This window comes from Bradyrhizobium nanningense (assembly GCF_004114535.1).
Classification (GTDB): domain Bacteria; phylum Pseudomonadota; class Alphaproteobacteria; order Rhizobiales; family Xanthobacteraceae; genus Bradyrhizobium; species Bradyrhizobium nanningense.
The window spans coordinates 164,876-187,245 of the sequence record NZ_LBJC01000014.1; the positions used below are offsets into that span (position 1 = coordinate 164,876).

17 protein-coding genes are annotated in these 22,370 nt (G+C 64.3%); 12 read left to right on the forward strand and 5 right to left on the reverse strand.

The features are described 5' to 3' along the window. Positions 1-85: 85 nt before the first annotated feature. The 4 genes from pimD to XH84_RS08795 all read left to right on the forward strand — a co-directional run bounded on the left by pimD (position 86) and on the right by XH84_RS08795 (position 4,679). Positions 86-1,228 carry a pimeloyl-CoA dehydrogenase small subunit gene (gene pimD, locus XH84_RS08780; RefSeq protein WP_128922202.1) on the forward strand — a complete coding sequence of 381 codons (1,143 nt, stop codon included), beginning with the start codon at positions 86-88 and terminating at the stop codon, positions 1,226-1,228. Between the two features lie 161 nt (positions 1,229-1,389). Beyond that, on the forward strand, positions 1,390-2,163 hold the full coding sequence (locus tag XH84_RS08785) for an SDR family NAD(P)-dependent oxidoreductase (RefSeq protein ID WP_128922201.1): 774 nt from the start codon (positions 1,390-1,392) through the stop codon (positions 2,161-2,163). Between the two features lie 224 nt (positions 2,164-2,387). Beyond that, the gene (glpK, locus tag XH84_RS08790) at positions 2,388-3,893 is read left to right on the forward strand and encodes a glycerol kinase GlpK (protein ID WP_128922200.1); all 1,506 of its coding nucleotides are present in this window, start codon (positions 2,388-2,390) and stop codon (positions 3,891-3,893) included. A 192-nt stretch (positions 3,894-4,085) separates the two neighbouring features. Beyond that, positions 4,086-4,679 (forward strand): GNAT family N-acetyltransferase, encoded by a 594-nt coding sequence (locus XH84_RS08795; RefSeq protein ID WP_128922199.1) that lies wholly within the window; start codon positions 4,086-4,088, stop codon positions 4,677-4,679. A gap of 151 nt (positions 4,680-4,830) precedes the next feature. Here the strand turns inward: XH84_RS08795 and XH84_RS08805 are convergent, their stop codons facing one another. Continuing rightward, positions 4,831-5,814 carry a threonine/serine dehydratase gene (locus XH84_RS08805; protein WP_128922197.1) on the reverse strand — a complete coding sequence of 328 codons (984 nt, stop codon included), beginning with the start codon at positions 5,812-5,814 and terminating at the stop codon, positions 4,831-4,833. A 27-nt stretch (positions 5,815-5,841) separates the two neighbouring features. Here XH84_RS08805 and XH84_RS08810 point away from each other — a divergent pair, with 27 nt between their 5' ends. Then, complete coding sequence (locus tag XH84_RS08810; protein WP_128922196.1) at positions 5,842-6,144, forward strand: ArsR/SmtB family transcription factor; 303 nt, start codon at positions 5,842-5,844, stop codon at positions 6,142-6,144. Between the two features lie 129 nt (positions 6,145-6,273). Beyond that, positions 6,274-6,903 carry a glutathione S-transferase family protein gene (locus tag XH84_RS08815; protein WP_128922195.1) on the forward strand — a complete coding sequence of 210 codons (630 nt, stop codon included), beginning with the start codon at positions 6,274-6,276 and terminating at the stop codon, positions 6,901-6,903. Positions 6,904-7,266: 363 nt separating this feature from the next. On the opposite strand, the gene metH is transcribed toward XH84_RS08815, so the two are convergent. Both metH and metF read right to left on the reverse strand, forming a co-directional pair. Beyond that, the gene (metH, locus tag XH84_RS08820) at positions 7,267-11,115 is read right to left on the reverse strand and encodes a methionine synthase (protein WP_128922194.1); all 3,849 of its coding nucleotides are present in this window, start codon (positions 11,113-11,115) and stop codon (positions 7,267-7,269) included. 6 nt (positions 11,116-11,121) lie between these two features. Beyond that, positions 11,122-12,042, reverse strand: a complete 921-nt coding sequence (gene metF, locus XH84_RS08825; RefSeq protein ID WP_164936605.1) for a methylenetetrahydrofolate reductase [NAD(P)H] — start codon at positions 12,040-12,042, stop codon at positions 11,122-11,124. Positions 12,043-12,453: 411 nt separating this feature from the next. Here metF and XH84_RS08830 point away from each other — a divergent pair, with 411 nt between their 5' ends. Beyond that, entirely contained in the window at positions 12,454-13,473 is a 1,020-nt protein-coding gene (locus tag XH84_RS08830; protein WP_128922192.1) for an LLM class flavin-dependent oxidoreductase, read from the forward strand. Between the two features lie 149 nt (positions 13,474-13,622). Here the strand turns inward: XH84_RS08830 and XH84_RS08835 are convergent, their stop codons facing one another. Together XH84_RS08835 and XH84_RS08840 are read right to left on the reverse strand one after the other, a co-directional pair. Then, positions 13,623-14,483: a prephenate dehydratase gene (locus XH84_RS08835; protein ID WP_128922191.1), complete on the reverse strand. Its 861-nt coding sequence runs from the start codon at positions 14,481-14,483 to the stop codon at positions 13,623-13,625. 38 nt (positions 14,484-14,521) lie between these two features. After that, complete coding sequence (locus XH84_RS08840; RefSeq protein ID WP_128922190.1) at positions 14,522-15,262, reverse strand: 3-deoxy-manno-octulosonate cytidylyltransferase; 741 nt, start codon at positions 15,260-15,262, stop codon at positions 14,522-14,524. A gap of 247 nt (positions 15,263-15,509) precedes the next feature. On the opposite strand from XH84_RS08840, the gene XH84_RS08845 reads away from it, so the two are divergent. From XH84_RS08845 to XH84_RS08865, 5 genes are all read left to right on the forward strand, one after another. Then, complete coding sequence (locus XH84_RS08845; protein WP_128922189.1) at positions 15,510-16,064, forward strand: c-type cytochrome; 555 nt, start codon at positions 15,510-15,512, stop codon at positions 16,062-16,064. A gap of 210 nt (positions 16,065-16,274) precedes the next feature. Next, a complete protein-coding gene (locus tag XH84_RS08850; RefSeq protein WP_128922188.1) occupies positions 16,275-18,191 on the forward strand; it encodes an extracellular solute-binding protein in 1,917 nt (638 codons plus the stop codon). A 14-nt stretch (positions 18,192-18,205) separates the two neighbouring features. Continuing rightward, complete coding sequence (locus tag XH84_RS08855; RefSeq protein ID WP_128922187.1) at positions 18,206-20,077, forward strand: extracellular solute-binding protein; 1,872 nt, start codon at positions 18,206-18,208, stop codon at positions 20,075-20,077. Positions 20,078-20,079: 2 nt separating this feature from the next. Beyond that, entirely contained in the window at positions 20,080-21,189 is a 1,110-nt protein-coding gene (locus XH84_RS08860; protein WP_128922186.1) for a microcin C ABC transporter permease YejB, read from the forward strand. Beyond that, entirely contained in the window at positions 21,189-22,367 is a 1,179-nt protein-coding gene (locus XH84_RS08865; protein ID WP_128922185.1) for an ABC transporter permease, read from the forward strand. Before XH84_RS08860 ends, XH84_RS08865 begins: the two co-directional genes overlap by 1 nt. The last annotated feature ends 3 nt before the right edge of the window (positions 22,368-22,370 follow it).

Here is a 22,370-nt window from a genome sequence, read left to right on the forward strand (position 1 = left end):
GTGCAATCCGACCTCTCCCCGCAACCGGGGAGAGGTGAAGAGGCACCCCGCGCCATGCAGACACTTTTGACTTGAGGAAACAGAAATGGATTTTGATCTGAACGAGGAGCAACGGCTTCTCAAGGAAAGCATCGACGGCCTGCTGACCGATTCATACGATTTCGAGCAGCGCAAGAAATACATGGCGGAGAAGGGCGGCTGGAGCAAAACCGTCTGGCTCAAGCTCGCCGAGCAGGGTTTGCTCGGTCTGCCCTTCAGCGAGGCCGACGGCGGCTTCGGCGGCGGCGGCGTCGAGACCATGATCGTGATGGAAGCGCTCGGCAAGGCGCTGGTGCTCGAGCCGTATCTGGCAACAATCGTGATCGGCGGCGGTTTCCTGCGCCATGCCGGCACCGATGCGCAGAAGGCCGCGCACGTGCCAGGGATCATCGACGGCAGCAAGACGCTCGCGTTCGCCCAGCTCGAGAAGAACTCGCGCTACGATCTGTTCGACGTCTCGACGACGGCGAAGAAGAAGGGCGACGGGTGGGTCATCGACGGCGAGAAGTTCGTCGTGCTCAACGGCGAGAATGCCGACACGCTGGTCGTCACCGCGCGCACCAAGGGCGAGCGCCGCGACAGAAGCGGCATCGGTGTGTTCCTGGTGCCGGCGAATGCCAAGGGCGTCGCCAGGAAGGGCTATCCGACCCAGGACGGCCTGCACGCCGCCGACATCACTCTTACGGGTGTCGAGGTCGGCCCGGACGCCGTGCTCGGCAATCCCGAGGATTCGCTGGCGCTGATCGAGCGCGTTGTGGATGAAGCCCGCATCGCGCTCTGCGCTGAAGCGGTCGGCTTAATGGACGAATCGCTCAAGACCACGGTCGAATACATCAAGACGCGAAAACAGTTCGGCGTTGCGATCGGCTCGTTCCAGTCGCTGCAGCACCGTGCCTCCGACATGTTCGTCGCCGCCGAGCAGGCGCGCTCGATGTCGATGTTCGCGACCATGGCGAGCGATTTCGAGAACGCCAAGGAGCGCACCAACGCGATCGCCGCGGCCAAGGTGCAGATCGGCAAGTCGCTGAAATTCGTCGGCCAGCAGTCGATCCAGCTCCACGGCGGCATCGGCATGACCATGGAGGCGAAGATCGGCCACTACTTCAAGCGCCTCACCATGATCGAGAACACGTTTGGTGACACCGACTACCACCAGCGCCGCGTCGCCGACGCGGGCGGGCTGGTATGAGTTGATCTAGCCCGCACGAAGGCTGTCATGCTCCGGCTTGACCGGGGCATCCAGTACTCCGCGGCGACAGTTCGTTCACGCAGCTTCAGCCGCGGCGTACTGGATCGCCCGATCAAGTCGGGCGATGACACGGAGTAAATGGTGTCAACGGAGCAACAACAATGAAGAACACCCCGTTCGATCTCACCGGCAAGGTCGCGGTCGTCACCGGCTCCAGCCGCGGCATCGGCCGCTCCTCCGCTGAACTCCTGGCCAAGCTCGGCGCCAAAGTCGTCGTCTCCTCGCGCAAGCTTGAGGCCTGCAAGGAGGTCACCGACGGCATCATCGCTGCTGGCGGTGACGCGATCGTCATCCCCTGCAACATCGCCCGCAAGAACGAGGTCGAAGCGCTGATCGCGGGCGCCACCAAACATTACGGCAAGATCGATATCCTCGTCTGCAACGCCGCGGTGAACCCGTATTACGGCCCGCTGCTCGACATCACGGACGAGGCCTTCGACAAAATCATGGGCTCGAACGTCAAGAGCAACATCTGGCTCTCGGCGCTCGCGATCCCGCAGATGGCCGAGCGTGGAGGCGGCTCCGTGATCATCATCTCCTCGATCGGGGGCTTGCGCGGCTCCACCGTGATCGGGGCCTACGGCATCTCCAAGGCGGCCGACTTCGCGCTGTGCCGTTCGCTCGCCGGCGAGTGGGGCCCGAAAGGCGTCCGCGTCAATTGCATTGCGCCCGGCCTCGTCAAGACCGATTTCGCCCGCGCGCTGTGGGAAGACGAAGCCAACCTGAAGCGCCGCACCGCCACCACGCCACTGCGCCGCATCGGCGAGCCCGAGGAGATCGCCGGCGCCGTCGCCTACCTCGCCTCGGACGCATCGAGCTTCATGACCGGCCAGACCATCGTCATCGACGGCGGCGTGACGACGGCCGCGGTGTAGCTGGATCGTGTCCCGGACGCATTGCAGTGCGGAGCGCTGCTGAGCCGGGACCCAGAACGGCCTCGGCGTTGGGCCCCGGCTCAGCAGCGCACCGCCGAGGCGCTGCACTGCGTCCGGGGCACGAGACCGACACCAACCTTGACCTTCCGCCTCCAATCCGCTCCCTTTGGCGCGACACACTGATCCCCTCGGGATAACGCCAAGATAACGCCAGGGTAGCTTCCATGTCTTTCGTCCTCGCCATCGACCAGGGCACCACCTCCTCGCGCGCGATCGTGTTTCGCGGCGATATTTCCATCGCCGCCAAGGCGCAGCAGGAGTTTCCGCAGCATTTTCCGGCTTCGGGCTGGGTCGAGCACGAGCCGGAGGACATCTGGACCTCGACTGTGATGGTGTGCCGCGAGGCGATCGAGCAGGCCGGCATCGGCGCAAAGGACATCGCCGCGATCGGCATCACCAACCAGCGCGAGACCACCGTGGTGTGGGACCGCGCGACGGGGCAGGCCGTGCACCGCGCCATCGTCTGGCAGGACCGCCGCACCGCCGACATCTGCGCAAACCTGAAAGCGGAAGGCCGCGAGCCCGTGATCTCGCAGAAGACTGGCCTGATCATCGATCCCTATTTCTCCGGCACCAAGGTCGCCTGGATCCTCGACCACGTTCCCGGCGCCCGCGCCCGCGCCGCGCGCGGCGAATTGATGTTCGGCACGGTCGATTGCTACCTGCTCTGGCGCCTCACCGGCGGCAAGGTGCACGCCACCGACGCCACCAACGCCTCGCGCACGCTGCTGTTCAACATCCACACCGGCCAGTGGGACGATGAGCTCCTGGAGATCATCGGCGTGCCGCGCTCGATGCTGCCCGAGGTGAAGGATTCCTCCGCCCGTTTCGGTGAGAGCACGCCGGACCTGTTCGGCGGCGCCATCGCCATCTCCGGCATCGCCGGCGACCAGCAGGCCGCGACCATCGGCCAGGCCTGCTTCCGCCCGGGCATGATGAAGTCCACTTATGGCACCGGCTGTTTTGCCCTGCTCAACACCGGCACCACGCCCGTCGTCTCCAAGAACAAGCTGCTCACCACCGTCGCCTATCAGCTCGAGGGCAAGCGCACCTACGCGCTCGAAGGCTCGATCTTCGTCGCAGGCTCCGCGGTGCAATGGCTGCGCGACGGCCTTGGCATCATCAAGCACGCCGCCGAGACTGGCCCGCTGGCCGATCAGTCCGACTCCATGCAAAGCGTCTATCTCGTCCCGGCCTTCGTCGGCATGGGCGCGCCCTACTGGAATCCGCGCGTGCGCGGCGCGCTGTTCGGCCTCACCCGCAACACCGGCCCCGCCGAGCTCGCCCATGCCGCGCTGGAAAGCGTCTGCTACCAGACCTTCGACCTCTGGGCCGCGATGCGCGCGGACTGGCCGAGTTCGGAAACCGCAAGCGTCGTGCTCCGCGTCGACGGCGGCATGACCGCCTCGGACTGGACCATGCAGCGCCTCGCCGATCTCCTCGATGCCCCGGTCGACCGCCCCGTGATCCAGGAAACCACGGCGCTCGGCGCCGCCTATCTCGCCGGCCTCAACGCCGGCGTCTATCCCGAGCCGACCAAATTCGCCGACAATTGGCGCCTCGAGCACCGCTTCAAGCCGAACATGAGCCAGGCGACGCGCGAGCGGAAGCTCGCCGGCTGGGCGCGCGCGGTGAAGGGCGTGCTCGCGAGTGACGAGGGGGAGGGGTAGGCACGTCCCGCGTACCCGCGTGGAGTGAGGTGCAGCCTGCTGCCTCCACACCCGTCATTGCGAGGAGCTCTTGCGACGAAGCAATCCAGATTGCCGGCGCGGAGACAGTCTGGATTGCTTCGCTGCGCTCGCAATGACGGAGTATGGAGCAACCGACCCGGGCTGACCTCTAGGGAACGAAAGCAACGAAGCATGATCCTCCCCGACGGCTATTCCGACGTCCCCGCCGGCAAGATCGCCGCCGTCGTCACCCATCTGGAGATGACCGCGCCTCCCGCGCGCCGCGACGATCCGCCCGGCGCCTGGACCCTGCGCAAGGTCGACGCCCCCGCGCTCGCCTGGTACCGCGATCTCTTTCGCCGCGTCGGCGAGGACTGGCTGTGGTTCTCGCGCACCCGCATGACCGATGCAGAGCTCGCCGCAATCATCCACGCGCCTGGCATCGAGGTCTACGCCCTGGTCGCCGACGGCCGCGATGAAGGCCTGCTCGAACTGGACTTCCGCGAGCCCGGCCAATGCGAGCTGGTCTATTTCGGCGTCACCGCTAGGCTGATCGGCACCGGCGCCGCCCGCTTCCTGATGAACCGCGCGCTGGAGCTTGCATGGTCACGCGACCTCCGCCGCGTCTGGGTCCACACCTGCACCTTCGATCATCCCTCCGCCGTTGCCTTCTACCAGCGCTCCGGCTTCCGCCCGTTTCGGCGTCAGATCGAGATCGCCGACGATCCGCGTTTCGACGGCACACTGTCGCGCGATGCGGCGAAGCATGTGCCGATCATTGAGTAGTACGCGGCTGCCGCCCTGCCGTCATTGCGAGGCGCCCCTGCGACGAAGCAATCCAGTCTGTCTCTGCGGAAAGATTCTGGATTGCTTCCGCCTTCGCAGAGGCTTTGGCGACCATCAGATGCGCGCCGCCCCCGACCATGTCACCCTCGGGCTAGCTATCGAAATTCACCGCCGTCGTGTTGGCGCCGCAGACCAGAACCGCGACACGCTCGGTGGGTGACGGACGGTAGCGGCCGGAGAGTAATGCGGCAAAGGCGGCTGCGCCGCCGGGCTCGGCCACCAGGCGCAAGTGCGACCACAGCGCGGCCTGGGCCTGCCGGATCGCCTCGTCGCTGACCAGGACGACGCGCTCGACATGAGCGCGCGCGATCGGAAACATCAGTTCGCCGACGCGTCGCGGCGCGAGGCTGTCGGCGGCGAGACCGCCGGCCGGCGCATCGACCGGAGCGCCAGCCTCGAACGCGTTATGCAGGGTTGGCGATTGCTCCGGTTCGACCGCGATGATGCACGTCTTGCCGCCGTACCACGCTGCAATGCCGCCGATCAGTCCACCGCCGCCGACCGCCACCAGCAGCGTGTCGATGCCGGGTGAGTCCTGCTCCAGCTCCAGGCCGACGCTGCCCTGGCCGAGCAGGGTTTCGGCCTGGTCATAGGCATGGACGGCCAGCGCGCCGGTCTGCGCGACATGCGCCTCGCTCGCGGCGAGCGCGTCGGCGTAGCGGCTGCCCGCGATCACGAGCTTGGCGCCGTAACCCCTGATCCGGTCGGCCTTGGCCGGCGAGGTGATGTCAGGGACGAAGATCGTGGCGGGAATGCCAAGCCGCTGCGCCGCATAGGCGACGGCCGCGCCGTGATTGCCGCCGGATGCGGCGACGACACCGGCTTGCGGCACCTGCCGCAGCAACAGATTGGCGAAGGCGCCGCGGGCCTTGAACGATCCGGAATGCTGCAGCATCTCGAGCTTGAACGTGACGGGCGCGGCCGGCAGGCCGAAATCGGCGAGGTCGGCCCGAACAAGGGGCGTGCGCCTGATATGCGGGCGGATGACGGTCTCGGTCGCCGCAATCCGCTCCCGCGTGATGTTCATTGTCGCTGTCATGATACCGTTCAGAATAGCGCAGGGGAGCGTTGACATCAATTAGGTAATTAGCAAAATAGCTAAATGAAATTTGCCGTCGCCCTGCGCGCGCTCGCCAACGAACGCCGCCTGCAGATCCTGGAATGGCTGCGGGATCCGCGGAAGCATTTTCGCGAGCAGGCCGACGGCGACCTGGTCGAGGACGGCGTCTGCGGATTGCTGATCGCCGAAAAGCTCGGCGTCAGCGCGCCGACATTGAGCGAGCACATGCGGGTGCTGACGGCCGCCAAGCTGGTGCGCGCCAAGCGGATCAAGCAGTGGACGATGTACAAGCGCAACGAGACGGCCATCGCCACGATCAAGCGCTCGATCCAGGACGGCCTTTGAGCGTGGAGTGGGAGGCGCCGTTGCAGCCGGCGCAATGCTCCATTTCCGAGAAATTTGTTGCGCCGCACCGAGCTGGTCGTGGAAACTGATCGGCCCTGCCTTGTTCAATGATCGAGAAGAGCGCGAACCATGTTCCTGATCGGCCAATATGATTCCCCCTTCGTCCGCCGCGTCGCGATTGCGCTGAAGCTTTACGGCCTCACTTTCGAGCACCAACCGTGGTCGACCTTCGGCGATGCCGACAAGATCGCGCCGTATAATCCGCTGCGCCGCGTGCCGACCCTGGTGCTCGACGACGGCGAGGCGTTGATCGAGAGCACAATCATCCTGGATTATCTCGACGAACTCGTCGGCGAGGCGAAGGCGATGCTGCCGCGCAGCGGCACTGATCGGCGCAAACATTTGCGCATCTGCGCGCTTGCCTCGGGCCTCGGCGACAAGGCGGTCAGCCTGCTCTACGAGCGCGTGCTGCGGACGGAGCAGCTCGCGCTGTGGGTCGAGCGTTGCCAGGCGCAGATCGGCGACGTCCTGAAAGTGCTCGAGGCCGAGCGCGCCAAGGTGGCAACGCCGTACTGGCTGGGTGAGCGCATCGGGCACGCCGACGTCGCCGTGGCCTGCGTCGTCCGCTTCACCCGCGAGGCGCATCCGCAGCTGTTCGACGCCTCGCGCTATCCGGCGCTGAGCGCGCATGCCGAGCGCTGCGAGGCTTTGCCGCCGTTCAAGGAGATCGTACAGCCGCTCGCCCCGCCGAAGGGGTGATGCGCTTACCCTCCCCTGGAGGGGCAGGGCAATCGCATATGGGGGGCATCTCGCCTGTGGCCATCCTTCGAGACGCCCGCCGTTGGCGGGCCCTCAGGATGAGGACGAGCGGATGCGCGGCGCCAGTTTCAGCGAGCACCAACGCTGCTTAGCCTCATCCTGAGGAGACCGCGATGGGGACCGGAGGTGGGCTTGAGTTGCCCGGGCACATCACTCGGACCGGCACAGCAGCCGATGATGCAATGTTACCCCTGTTTTGCCCGACGCCGCAACCGCGGCTTCGGCAAGACCGAAATTGCCCAGTCTTATCAACCCCATCGCTACTGTGCATGGGGTTGTTTTTCAGTTTTCACTTTCCGAGGCCTATCCTGCCCCCGCGCGCTTCTTCTGCCAGACCAGATGCACCGCGCAGGTGCAGCCCGGCGGATGCGAGGCGAGATCCTTCGAGGTCTCGTCGTTCGCCGGCGTTGCCGCAAAGGTCTTGTCGGTCTGCTGCGACGGGATGTAGTTCAGCACCGGCGCGAGCCAGCGCTCGGTCTCCGCGACGGTCATGCCCTTACGCGCGGCGTAGTCCTCGACCTGATCGCGCTCGATCTTGCCGACGCCGAAATAATAGCTCGCAGGGTTCGCGAAATAGAGCCCCGACACGCTACTGCCCGGCCACATCGCAAAGCTTTCGGTCAGCTTCACGCCGCAGGTCGCCTCCGCATCGAGCAGCTCGAACAGCGTCGCCTTCTCGGTGTGATCGGGCTGCGCGGGATAGCCGGGCGCGGGGCGGATGCCCTGGTATTTCTCCAGGATCAGCTCGTCGTTGGACAGCGTCTCGCTAGGGGCGTAGGCCCAGAACTCGCGGCGCACGCGGGCATGCATGCGCTCGGCGAAGGCCTCGGCGAGCCGATCGGCCAGCGCCTTGCAAAGGATCGAGGAATAGTCGTCATTGGCCATCTTGAAGCGATCGGCAACCGCATCCTCGCCGATGCCCGCGGTGACGACGAAGCCGCCGACATAGTCAGGAACGCCTGCAGGCGCCACGAAGTCGGCAAGCGCCGCGTTGAAGCGTCCCTCGCGCTTCTCGAGCTGTTGGCGCAGCGTGTGCAGCGTCGCGATCTTCTTGGTGCGGCTCTCGTCGGCATAGAGCGCGATGTCGTCACCTTCAGCGTTCGCCGGCCAGAAGCCGATCGTCGCGCGCGCCCGGAACCACTTTTCCTTGACGATGGTGTCGAGCATCTTGCGCGCGTCGTCGTAGAGCGAGCGTGCGACTTCGCCGACCTTGGCATCATCGAGAATGGCGGGGAAGCGTCCGGCGAGCTCCCAGGTCTGGAAGAACGGCGTCCAGTCGATGCAGTCGACGAGCTCGGCGAGATCGTAGTCGTCGAAGCTGCGGATGCCGAGGAAGGTCGGCTTCACCGGCTTGTTCGCGGTGAAATCGACCGGCACGCGGTTGGCGCGGGCGTCGCTGAGCTTCAGGCGCTTCTTGTCGGCCTGCGCGCGCAGATGCGCGTCCGAGATTTTTGCATATTCGGCCCGCACCTCGGCGGCATAGGCCTCGCGCTTCTCCGCCGAGAGCAGCGAGGACGCAACGCCGACGGCGCGGCTGGCGTCGTTGACATGGACGACGGGACCGGCGCGATAGCTGGGATCGATCTTGACAGCGGTATGCACGCGACTGGTGGTAGCGCCGCCGATCAAGAGCGGCAGCTTGAGGCCTTCGCGCTGCAATTCGCCGGCGAAGAACGCCATCTCGTCGAGCGAGGGCGTGATCAGGCCCGAGAGACCGACGATGTCGGCCTTCTCCGCCTTCACGGTCTCGACGATCTTCGCCGCCGGCACCATCACGCCGAGGTCGATGACCTCGAAATTGTTGCACTGGAGCACAATGCCGACGATGTTCTTGCCGATGTCGTGGACATCGCCCTTCACCGTCGCGAGCACGATCTTGCCGGCGGACGAGGATCCCTCGGTGCCGATGCCGTTTGCGAGATTGCGGGCCTTCTCCTCCTCCATGAACGGCATCAGCCAGGCCACCGCCTGCTTCATCACGCGGGCGGATTTCACCACCTGCGGCAGGAACATCTTGCCGTCGCCGAAGAGGTCGCCGACCACGTTCATGCCGGCCATTAGCGGTCCTTCGATGACGTCGAGCGGGCGCGAGGACTTCTTGCGGGCTTCTTCGGTGTCCTGCTCGATGAATTCGGTGATGCCGTGGACCAGCGAATGCGACAGCCGCTTCTCCACCGGCCATTCGCGCCAGGCGAGATCGGCTTCCTTGGTCTGGGTCTTGTTGCCGCGGAATTTCTCCGCCAGCACGAGTAGCCGCTCGGAGGCGCCGGGATCACGCTTGAGGACGACGTCCTCGCAGGTCTGGCGCAGCTCCGGATCGATGTCGTCATAGACGATCATCTGTCCGGCATTGACGATGCCCATGTCCATGCCGGCCTTGATGGCGTGATACAGGAACACCGAGTGCATGGCCTCGCGCACCGGCTCGTTGCCGCGGAACGAGAACGACAGATTGGAAACGCCGCCCGAGATATGCGCGCCCGGCAGGTTCTGCCGGATCCAGCGGGTCGCCTCGATGAAGTCGACGCCGTAATTGTTGTGCTCCTCGATGCCGGTCGCGATTGCGAAGACGTTCGGATCGAAGATGATGTCCTCAGGCGGGAAGCCGACCTTGTTGACCAGGATGTCGTAGGCGCGCTTGCAGATCTCGGTCTTGCGCGCGAACGTGTCGGCCTGGCCGACCTCGTCGAACGCCATCACCACGACGGCCGCGCCATGGCGGCGGGCGATCTTGGCTTCGTGAATGAACTTCTCCTCGCCCTCCTTCATCGAGATCGAGTTCACGACCGGCTTGCCTTGCACACATTTCAGGCCGGCCTCGATCACCGAGAATTTCGAGGAGTCCACCATGACGGGGACGCGGGCGATGTCGGGCTCGGCGGCGACGAGGTTGAGGAAGGTCACCATCGCAGCTTCGGAGTCGAGCAGACCCTCGTCCATGTTGACGTCGATGATCTGCGCGCCGTTCTCGACCTGGTCGCGCGCGACCTGCAGCGCGGCGGTGTAGTCGCCGGCGGTGATCAGCTTGCGGAAGCGAGCCGATCCCGTGACGTTGGTGCGCTCGCCGACGTTGACGAAGGGAATCGCATCGGTCAGCACGAACGGCTCGAGGCCGGACAGCCGCAGGCGCGGGGTGATCTCGGGCACGATGCGCGGCTTGTGCGGGGCGACGGCAGCCGCAATCGCCGCAATATGTTCCGGCGTGGTGCCGCAACAGCCGCCGACGATGTTGACGAGGCCGTCTCGGGCGAATTCGCCGACGAGGCGGGCCATGTATTCCGGCGTCTCGTCATACTGGCCGAACTCGTTGGGCAGGCCGGCGTTCGGATAAGCGCAGACCAGCGTATCGGCGACGCGGCCGATATCGGCGATATGCGCGCGCAAATCTTCGGCGCCGAGCGCGCAGTTGAAGCCGATGGTGATGGGCTTGGCGTGCCGCACCGAGTTCCAGAACGCCTCCGGCATCTGGCCCGAGAGCAGGCGGCCGGACTTGTCCGTGATGGTGCCCGACACCATCACGGGCATGTCGATGCCGCTCTCGTCGGTGATCTCGGCGATCGCATAGAGCGCCGCCTTGGCGTTCAGCGTGTCGAAGATGGTTTCGACCAGCAAGAGGTCGACGCCGCCGTCGAGCATGCCACGGATCTGCTCGCCATAGGATTTGCGCAAATCGTCGAAGGTGACGGCGCGGTAGCCGGGATTGGAAACATCCGGCGAGATCGAAGCGGTGCGGTTGGTCGGGCCGATCGCGCCCGCGACGAAGCGCGGCTTGCCGTCCTCGGCCTCGACGCGGCGCGCGGCATTGCCGGCGAGGCGGGCGCCTTCGCGCGCCATCTCGTAGACGATGTCGGTGAGGTCGTAATCGGCTTGCGCGATCGAGGTGGTGGAGAACGTGTTGGTCGCGACGATGTCGGCGCCGGCGCGCAAATAAGCGGCGTGGATGTCCTCGATCGCCTGCGGCTGGGTCAGGATCAACAAATCGTTGTTGCCGCGCAGGTCGCGATGGAAGTTCTTGAAGCGCTCGCCGCGGAACGCCTTCTCGTCGAACTGCAGATTCTGGATCATCGTGCCCATGGCGCCGTCGAGCACCAGGATGCGCTCGCGCGCGGCGTTGAGCAGGGCAGTTCGCTTGGCGGAAACGGGTACGGTCATTTTCTCTTACGCAGCCTTCTGAGCGCTCTTGGCGCGAATGCCGAGCAAATGGCTGATCGCGAACACGAGATCGGCGCGGTTCATGGTGTAGAAATGGAAGGTGTCGACGCCGTGCTTGGCGAGCTTCTGCACCTGGCCGGCGGCGACGGTTGCGGCCACCAGCTTGCGGGTCTCGGCATCGTCGTCGAGGCCCTCGAATTTCGCGGCGAACCAGTCCGGCACGGTGGTGCCGGCGCGGGTGACGAAATTCCGGGCCTGCTTGAAATTGTGCATGGGCATGATGCCCGGCACGATCGGAATGTTGATGCCGCGGGCGCGGACGCGGTCGAGATAGCGGAAGTAGAGGTCGTTATCGAAGAACACCTGGGTGATCGCGCGGGTCGCGCCCGCGTCGACCTTGGCCTTCAGCGTGTCGATGTCGGCATCGAAGTCGCGCGCTTCGGGATGCTTCTCGGGATAGGCCGAGACGGACACTTCCATATCGGCATGCCGCTTCTTGATTCCCGCGACGAGCTCGGCGGAGCTCTGGTAGCCGTCGGGATGGCTGGCATAGGGCGTGCCGATGCCGCCGGCGGGATCGCCCCGCAGGCCGACGATGTGGCGGACGCCGACCTCGTGATAGCGGTCGACGATCTCGTCGATCTCGCCGCGCGAAGCTCCGACGCAGGTCAAATGCGCTGCCGGCAGCAGCGTGGTTTCCTTCAGGATGCGGGCAATGGTCGCATGGGTGCGCTCGCGGGTCGAGCCGCCGGCTCCGTAGGTCACCGAGACGAATTTCGGGTCGAGCGGGGCGAGCCGGTTGATGGTCTCCCAGAGATTGCGCTCCATCTCCTCGGTCTTGGGCGGAAAGAACTCGAAGGAGATCGCAGGCCGCGTCAGGTGCCCGTCTTGCCCATCGGTCCGGGCAGGAATCGTCAGATCGGTCATGGCACCACGCACTCCAGATTTGTCGCCAAAGAATTTTCGTCAGGTTTCGGCGGCCGACGGTCAGGTCTCGCTTGGAAGCCCAAGATAAGCCAAAGGCGGGTTGATCGACAGCCCATCGGAAATGGGAAGTGGCCCACTTATGCCAATAATTCCGGAATTATTGGTCGAATGTCAATTTTTGTGGGACATTGGTATTCCTATAAAATGCGCATAATATCAATATATTATAGAGCAAGCGAGGCTGATTTGGGGAAACTTCAGATGATGGGCAGGCCGAAATAAATGTTGTCCAGATGTTAATTGGCCCATCAGCTCGCTACGACCAACCCGCTCCGGCTCGTGGTCCGCACACGTCAGACCTGCGCAGCCGGCCCATTGTCGCCGCGCGGCCCTCCATTAGGTTAAGCCGCCATGATCCCGCTCTCCGTCCTCGACCTCTCCGTCGTCACATCAGGCACCAAGCCTGCCGCGGCGCTGCGCAATAGCATCGACCTGGCGCGCCATGTCGATGGCCTCGGCTATGTCCGCTACTGGCTCGCCGAGCACCACAACCTTGCCTCGGTCGCGAGCCCGGCGCCCGACGTCATGATCGGCCAGATCGCGGCGGTGACGAAGCATATCCGCGTCGGCTCCGGCGGGGTGATGCTGCCCAACCACGCCCCTCTGGTCGTCGCCGAGCGCTTCAAGATGCTGGAGGCGCTGTTTCCCGGCCGGATCGATCTCGGTCTCGGCCGCGCCCCCGGCACCGACGGTGCGACGGCTTACGCTCTGCGCAGCCGGCTCGACCGCCGCGAGGGCGACGATTTCCTGGAGCGGCTGCACGAGCTGATTCTGTGGCAGACGCGCGAATTCCCCGCTGGGCACCCCTACAACAACGTCGTCGCCATGCCCGATGACACCGCCCTGCCGCCGATCTGGCTGCTCGGCTCCAGCGATTATTCCTCGGAGCTGGCCGCGCAGATCGGCATGGGCTTCGCCTTCGCCCATCACTTCGCGTCCCACGATGCCGTTGATGCGATGGTGCATTACCGCAACCGCTTCCAGCCCTCGGCGTGGCGCGCCACCCCGCACGCGATCCTCGCGGTTGCCGTCATCGCCGCCGATACCGACGCGGAGGCCGAACGGCTCGCTTCTTCGTTCGACCTCAACCGGCTGCGTCGCGACCGCGGTCAATATCTGCCGCTGCCAAGCGTCGAGGAGGCGCTGGCCTATCCTTACTCCGACGCTGAACGCACCTCGATCCTGCGCAACCGTTCCCGCCTGTTCGTCGGCAGCCCCGCGACGGTGCAGAGGAAGCTGCAGCTGTTGATCGAGGCGAGCAAGCCGGACGAGTTGATGGTGATCACCGCCGTGTACGATCACGAGGCGCGGAAGAAATCGTATTCGCTGCTCGCGGAGGCGTTTGGGTTGGTGAAGAGAGAAGCCGCCTAACCCGCTCTTGTGCCCTGGACGCAGCGCAGCGCTCCCGGCGATGCGAAGCATCGTCCGGTGCGGTGCGCTGCAGAGCCGGGGCCCATCGCGCGGCTGGCTATTGCGGCCTCTGGGTCCCGGCTCGCGCTTCGCGCGTCCGGGACACGAAACTAATCCTGCTGCGCTTCGCTGAACGTTGCGCGGAACGGATGGCCCGGATACACGCCGACGATGCGGAATTCGCGCGAGAAGAACTTCAGCTCCTCGATGGCGAAGGCGAGACCCTTGTCCTCGGGGTGGCCGTCGACGTCGGCGTAGAACTGTGTGGCGAAGAAATTGCCGTCGACCATGTAGCTCTCGAGCTTGGTCATGTTGACGCCGTTGGTGGCAAAGCCGCCGAGCGCCTTGTAGAGCGCGGCCGGCAAGTTGCGCACGCGGAACACGAACGTCGTGACCAGCGGGCCGGAGCCCTGCGCGGCCCATTTCGGCTCGCGCGCCAGCACCACGAAGCGTGTGGTGTTGTGGGCCTCGTCCTCGATGTCCTCGGCGAGGATGTCGAGGCCGTAGATCTTTGCGGCGAGGCGCGAGGCGATCGCGGCGACGGTCTTGTCATTGCGTTCGGAGATGTCGCGGGCGCTGCCGGCGGTGTCGGCGTGCACGATCGGCTTGATGCCGAGTTTGCGGATGATGCGCCGGCACTGGCCGAGCGCATGCACATGGCTCTCGACGCTCTTGATGTCTTCGAGCCTGGTCCCCTTCACCGCCATCAATTGATGCCGAACGGGGAGGAACCACTCACCGATGATGAAGAGGCCGGAGGCCGGCAACAGATGATGGATGTCGGCGACGCGACCGGCGACCGAGTTCTCGATCGGGATCATGCCGAGATCGGCCTCGCCCGACGAGATCGCCGACAGCGCGTCCTCGAAGGTGGCGCAGGCCATCGGCTCGGCGTCGGGATAGGCCTCGACGATGGCGATGTGCGAATTGGCCCCGGGCTCGCCCTGGAATGCGATTTTCAGCTTGGTCATGTCTTAATAGTGCTCCTGCCGCGCCTTGTAGCAGCCGCTCAGGATTTGGAAAGGATGCTGCGCGCGGTTTCGAGATCGGGCGGCGTGTCGACGCCGCGGGGCAGGATGTCGACGATCATGATGTCGATGCGCATGCCGGCTTCGACTGCGCGGAGCTGCTCCAGGCTTTCCTGGCGCTCCAGCGGCGAAGGCGGCAGCGACACGAACCGCTCCAGCGCAGCGCGGCGGTAAGCATAGAGGCCGATATGGTGGTAGCGCGGTCCGTTGCCGTAGGGCGCGGTGGCGCGGGTGAAATATAGAGCCCGCAGCCGCCGCGGTCCGATCGGCGAGCCGACGGCCTTCACGACGCTCGGGGCAAGATCCTCCTCCTCGGTGTGGATCTGCGAGGCCAGCGTTACGATATCGACCGCCGGATCGGCGAAGGGCGGCAGCACCTCGCGGATGGTCTGCGGCGTGATCGTCGGGAAATCGCCCTGCAGATTGATCACGATCTCGGTCTTGCCCTCAGGGTCGAGCTTCTGCATGGCCTCGTGGATGCGGTCCGAGCCAGAAGGGTGGTCGGCGCGCGTCATCACGGCTTCGCCGCCATGGGCTGCGACGACCGAGGCGATCTCCGGCGTGTCGGTTGCGACCGCGACCCGGCCGATTGCGGCGGCCTCTGCGCGGCGTAGCACGTGCACGATCATCGGCAGGCCCGCGATATCGGCGAGCGGCTTGCCGGGCAGGCGGGTGGCGGCCATGCGGGCCGGGATCAGCACCAGGATGCGAGGATCGATCATGGGTTCAAGTTCTTGGGTTCAAGTTCTTGGGGTCAAGGGCCTGGAAACGGGGCGTTTTTCGCGCCGAGAAATGGAGTGGGGACGGGCTGCAAGCGGGGTCGCTTATACGGGTTGCCAGACCCCGGGCAAACCGATATCTCAATGGCAAAACTCGGGGAAACGATCAGGAACGTTTGATTCTCCCGAGGCTCGTCCTGGCGGCCGCCTGGCCGCTCGATCCTTCTTGCGGTGTGGGGCCTGGCCGGAAATGGACTCTTTCGAACTCAATAAAATTCTCGGTGCCGTGCTCGGCACCTGTCTGATCCTGCTGGTGACGAGCTTCACCGCGAGTGCGCTGTTCTCGCCCAAGATGCCGGAAAAGCCGGGCTTCGAGATCGCCGTGAAGGAAGATGCCGGCCACGGCAAGGAAGGCGGCGGCGCTGCTGCTGCCTCCGCCGAGCCGATCGAAAAGCTGCTCCAGGCCGCCTCGGTCGAGAAGGGTGCCGCGGCCGCCAAGAAGTGTGGCGCCTGCCACACCTTCGAAAAGGGCGGCCCGAATCGCGTCGGTCCGAACCTTTACGGCGTCGTCGGCGAGGCGAAGGGCGAGGGCCGCGGGTTCAACTTCTCGGCCGCGATGAAAGGCAAGGGCGGCACCTGGACCTTCGACGATCTCAACAAGTTCATTGCCAATCCGAAGGGCTTCATCCCGGGCACCGCGATGGGCTTCGCCGGTATTCCCAAGGACTCCGAGCGCGCCGACGTCATTGCCTATTTGAATTCGCTGTCGGAGCATCCGCAGCCGCTGCCGACCGCGTCGAAGTAAGGCGTCAAAAGCCTGCTCTCGAAGAAACGGCCAGGCTGAAAAGCCTGGCCGTTTCGTTATCCGGGCCTCGCGGCGAATTTATCGGGGCGTTTGGCCGCATCTGACGGGCCTCCGGCCTTTCAAGATGAGGAAAAAGCAACATATTCGGTCGAAACCTCGCCTATATTGGGAACTTAAAGGAGTAGCCTCCTTCAAGACAGGGATGTTGATTTGGCCATCACCCGACGCGATCTCCTGCTCACCGGCACTGCGGCCGCAGCGCTTCCCGTCCTCGGTTCCTTGGGCAGCGTTCCCGCCATCGGCCCAGCGCAGGCCCAATCCGCCAGTGAGCTGACTTCAAATGGGCCTCCTTGGCGCCATGCGCTGTCGCTGTTCGGGAAGGTCAAGTACCCCGCCGATTTCAAGCGCTTCGACTATGTCAATCCGGAAGCGCCCAAGGGCGGCGTCGCCCGCCAGATCGCCGTCGGCACCTTCGACAATTTCAACATCGTCGTGTCGGGCGTGAAGGGGCAGGTCGCAGGCGCCGTCGCATTCATCTACGAATCCCTCACCACGCCCTCGCTCGACGAAGTCTCGACCGAATACGGCGCGCTGGCCGAGGCCGTCAGCCATCCCGATGATTTCTCCTTCGTCACCTACCGCTTGCGGCCGCAAGCCAAGTGGCACGACGGCAAGCCGGTCACCCCCGATGACGTGATCTTCTCGCTCGATTCCTTCAAGAAGCACCACCCCATGTACTCGGCCTATTACAGCCATGTGGTGAAGGCCGAGAAGATCGGCGAGCGCGAGGTGAAGTTCGTATTCGACGCGCCGGGCAACCGCGAATTGCCGCAGATCGTCGGGCAGCTTATCGTCTTGCCGAAGCATTGGTGGGAGGGGACCGACGCGCAGGGCCGCAAGCGCGATGTGTCGGCGACCACGCTCGAAGTGCCGCTCGGCTCCGGTCCCTACAAGGTCAAGGACTTCGTTGCAGGACGGTCGATCGCACTGGAGCGCGTTAGGGATTATTGGGGCCGCGATCTGCCGGCCAATGTGGGCCGCAACAATTTCGACGAGCTGCGCTACGAATATTTCCGCGACGCCACTGTCGCGATCGAGGCTTTCAAGGCCGATCAGGTCGATTGGCGCACCGAGAACAGCGCGAAGAACTGGGCGACCGCCTACGACTTCCCGGCCGTCGGCGAAAAGCGCGTGATCCTCGAGGAGTTCGCCAATCGCAGCTCGGGCGTGATGCAGGCCTTCGTGCCGAACCTGCGCCGCGCCAAGTTCAGCGATCCGCGCGTGCGTCGCGCGCTCAACTACGCATTCGACTTCGAGGAGATGAACAAGCAGATCTTCTACGGCCAGTACAAGCGCATCAGCAGCTATTTCGATGGCATCGAAGATCTGATGGCAACAGGCGTGCCGCAAGGGAAAGAGCTGGAGATCCTCGAGACCGTCCGTGCTCAGGTCCCGCCCGAAGTTTTCACGACGGCCTACAGCAATCCGGTGGGGGGCAGTCCGGAGGCCGTGCGCGATAATTTGCGCGAAGCGCTGCGCCTGTTCAAGGAGGCCGGCTACGAGATACGCGACCGCAAGCTGATCGACGTCAAGACCGGCACCCAGTTCTCCCTGGAATTGCTGAACTCGGATCCGAGCTTCGAGCGGATCACCCTGTTCTACAAGCCGTCCCTCGAGCGGCTCGGCATCGCCGTCAGCGTGCGGACGGTCGATCCGACCCAGTACGAGAACAGGACGCGCGAGTGGGATTTCGACATGGTCACCAACTCCTGGCCCGAGTCGCAGTCGCCGGGCAACGAGCAGCGCGAGTTCTGGTCGTCCAAGACGGCTGACATCGCCGGCTCCCGCAATCTTGCAGGGATCAAGAATCCCGCGATCGACAAGCTGATCGAACGGGTCATCTACGCCAGTGATCGCGACGATCTTGTCGCTGCAGCCAAGGCGCTCGACCGTGTACTGCTGTGGAATCACTACGTCGTGCCGCAGTGGAATTATCCAAAGGTTCGCACCGCGCGCTGGGATCGCTTCGGCCGGCCGGCGGAATTGCCTAGATATGGCCAGTCCGGCTTCCCGCTCATCTGGTGGTATGACGCAGACAAGGCGGCGCGGATCGCAAAGAAGTCGTGAAGGATATTTCCCGCATGACGCAGATGTCACGACGGCATGTGCTGATCCTCGGTGTCGGCGGCGCATTCAGCGCTGTCGCACGCCACAGCGCGGCGGCGTCCGAGGGGTCCATCGAGGCTCACGGCATCTCGGCGTTCGGCGATCTCAAATACTCCGCCGATTTCCATCATTTCGGTTACGTCAATGTCGACGCGCCGAAGGGCGGCGCGTTCTCCCTGATTCCCTCGGTGCGCGCCTACAACCAGTCTTATTTCACGTTCTCTTCGCTGAACGCCTACATACTGAAGGGTGAGGGCGCGCAGGGCATGGACATGACCTTTGCGCCGTTGATGGCGCGCGCCAATGACGAGCCCGACGCGATGTACGGGCTTGCAGCGAAATCAGTGCGGATCTCGCCCGACAAACTGGCCTACACCTTCACGATACGGCCCGAGGCCCGCTTCCACGACGGCTCCAGGCTCACCGCGCACGACGTCGCCTTCTCGCTCAACACGCTGAAGGAGAAGGGGCATCCGCTGATCGTCGTGCAGCTGCGCGATTTCGTGATGGCCGAGGCGCTGGACGACGTCACCGTGGTCGTCACCTTCGCGCCGAACCGGGCGCGGGACGTGCCGCTCTATGTCGCGAGCCTTCCAATCTTCTCGAAGGCTTATTACGCCACGCGCGCTTTCGATGAATCGTCGCTCGATACCCCGCTGGGCTCCGGCCCGTACAAGGTCGGCAGGTTCGAGGTCAACCGCTACATCGAATACGAGCGCGTCAAGGACTGGTGGGGCGCCGACCTGCCGGTGTGCCGCGGCAGCTACAATTTCGACACGGTGCGCTACGAATTCTACCGCGACCGCGACGTCGCCTTCGAAGGCTTCACCGGCAAGAACTATCTGTTCCGCGAGGAGCTTACGTCGCGCATCTGGGCGACGCGTTATGATTTCGCGGCGGTGAAGGACGGTCGCGTCAAGCAAGAGCAGCTGCCGGACGAGACGCCTTCGGGCGCACAGGGTTGGTTCATCAATCTGCGCCGCAACAAGTTCGCGGATCCGCGCGTGCGCGAAGCGCTGATCTACGCCTTCGATTTCGAGTGGACCAACAAGTCGATCATGTATGGCGCCTATGCACGCACGCACTCGCCGTTCCAGAATTCCGACATGATGGTGTCCAGCCCGCCTTCGCCGGAAGAGCTCGCGCTGCTCGAGCCCTTCCGCGGCAAGGTGCCCGACGAAGTGTTCGGCCAGCCCTTCGCGCCGCCGGTATCGGACGGCTCCGGTCAGGACCGCGCCCTGCTGCGCAAGGCGAGCGAGCTGCTCAACGAGGCCGGCTACATCATCAAGGACCGCAAACGGGTTCTGCCCAATGGCGAGCCTTTCACGATCGAATTCCTCAACGACGAGCAGTCGATCCAGCCGCATCACGGGCCTTATTTGAAGAACCTCGCAACGCTCGGGATCGACGCCTCCTTCCGTCTGGTCGATGCCGTGCAATACCGCGCGCGGCTCGAGGATTTCGATTTCGACATGACGATCGAACGCTTCTCGATGTCGGCAACTCCAGGCGATGCCATGCGGGCGTTCTTCTCCTCGCAGGCGGCCAAGACCAAGGGCTCGTACAATCTCGCAGGCATCTCCGATCCTGTGATCGACGCGCTGATCGAGAAGATCATTGCCGCACAGACCCGGGCGGAGCTGACCACGGCCTGCCGGGCCTTCGACCGCGTGTTCCGGGCCGGGCGCTATTGGGTGCCGCAATGGTATGCCAACTTCCATCGCGTCGCCTATTGGGACCAGTTCAGCCATCCCGCCAAGCCGCCGAAATACGCGCAAGGCGTCGGTGCGCCTGAGAACTGGTGGTTCGACACGGCGAAGGCCGCCAAGCTCGAGCAGGCGAAATAATCATGAGCGCCTACATCGCCCGCCGCATCCTCCTGATGATCCCAACGCTGCTCGGAATCCTGTTCGTGTCCTTCATCGTCGTGCAATTCGCGCCGGGCGGCCCGGTCGAGCGCGTCATCGCGCAACTCTCGGGAGCCGATACCGGCGGCACGTCGCGCATTTCGGGCGGCGGCGACTTTGCGCAGCGCGCGCCGGGACAGTTGGGGGCCGGCGGCGATGCCATCAACTCGAAATATCGCGGCGCGCAGGGTCTTGATCCTGACTTCATCAAGAAGCTCGAGGCACAGTTCGGTTTCGACAAGCCGGCACCGGAGCGTTTCGCTCTGATGGTTTGGAATTTCGCCCGCTTCGATTTCGGCAAGAGTTATTTTCGTGACGTCAGCGTGCTCCAGCTCATCAAGGAGAAGCTGCCGGTCTCGATTTCGCTCGGGCTCTGGCTGACGCTGATCACCTATTTGATCTCGATCCCGCTCGGCATCCGCAAGGCGGTGAAGGACGGCACGCGCTTCGACACCTGGACATCGACCATTCTCGTGCTGGGCTATGCCATTCCCGGCTTTCTGTTCGCGATCCTCCTCATCATCCTGTTCGCCGGCGGTTCCTTCTTCAACTGGTTCCCGCTGCGCGGACTGACCTCGGACGGCTGGTCGCAGTTTCCCTGGTACTGGAAGATCATCGATTACTTCTGGCATCTGACGCTGCCGCTGATCGCCATGGGGTTAGGTGCGTTCACCACCATGACGTTCCTGACGAAGAACTCGTTCCTGGACGAGATCCGCAAGCAATACGTCATGACTGCGCGTGCCAAGGGTTGCAGCGAGGGGCGGGTGCTTTACGGCCATGTCTTCCGCAACGCGATGCTGATCGTGATCGCGGGCTTTCCCGGCACCTTCATCCATGCCTTCTTTTCGGGTTCGCTTCTGATCGAGACCATCTTCTCGCTGGACGGGCTGGGCCTGCTCAGCTTCGAGAGCGTGCTCAACCGCGACTATCCCGTGGTGTTCGGCACGCTCTACATCTTTTCGTTGGTCGGCCTCGTGATCAATCTGGTCTCCGACCTGACCTATATGTGGATCGACCCCCGGATCGATTTCGAGGCGCGGGAGGTCTGATGACGATTACTGCGCCGACGCCGATCGAGACCACGACCCAGTCGCCGCTCGGCGAGGTCGTTCCGATCACGCGCAAGCCCTTTGCGCCTTCGCCGCTGAACAGGCGGCGGTGGCAGAACTTCAAGGCCAATCGCCGCGGCTACTGGTCGTTCTGGATCTTCATCGCCCTGTTCGTGGTCTCGCTGTTCGCCGAGCTGATCGCCAACGACCGCCCCTTCCTGGTCAAGTTCGACGGCCATCTCTATTGGCCGGCCTTCGTGACCTATTCCGAAACCACCTTCGGCGGTGACTTCGAAACGGCTGCCGACTATCGCGATCCCTATCTGCAGAAGCTGATCAAGGAGAAGAACGGCAGCATCGTCTGGCCGCTGATCCGCTATTCCTACGACACCCATAATCTCGATCTGCCGACGCCGGCACCGTCGCCGCCGACCTGGATGTTGACCGAGAAGCAGTGCCAGCCGGTGGTGGAGAAGAAGGGGCTGAAGAGCTGCCGCGACCTCGAATATAACTGGCTCGGCACCGACGATCAGGGCCGCGATGTCGTCGCGCGGCTGATCTATGGCTTCCGTATCTCGGTGCTGTTCGGCCTTTGCCTCACCATCGTCTCGTCCGTCATCGGCATCGCAGCGGGCGCGGTGCAGGGCTATTTCGGCGGTCGGGTCGATCTCATCTTCCAGCGCTTCATCGAGATCTGGACGGCGATTCCCTCGCTCTATCTTCTCCTGATCCTGTCCTCGGTGCTGGTGCCCGGCTTCTTCGTTCTGCTTGGTATCCTCCTGCTGTTCTCCTGGGTCTCGCTGGTCGGTCTCGTGCGGGCCGAATTCCTGCGCGGCCGCAATTTCGAATACATCCAGGCGGCGCGGGCGCTCGGCGTGTCCAACCCGGTCATCATGTTCCGCCACCTGCTGCCGAATGCGATGGTGGCGACCATGACGTTCCTGCCCTTCATCGTGTCGAGCTCGGTGATGACGCTGACGGCACTCGATTTCCTGGGCTTCGGCCTGCCGCCGGGATCGCCATCGCTCGGCGAATTGCTGTCGCAGGCCAAGTCCAACGTGCAGGCGCCCTGGCTCGGCTTCTCCGGCTTCTTCTCGGTCGCGATCATGCTGTCGCTCCTGATCTTCATCGGCGAAGCGGTGCGCGACGCCTTCGATCCGCGCAAGACGTTCAGGTAAGAC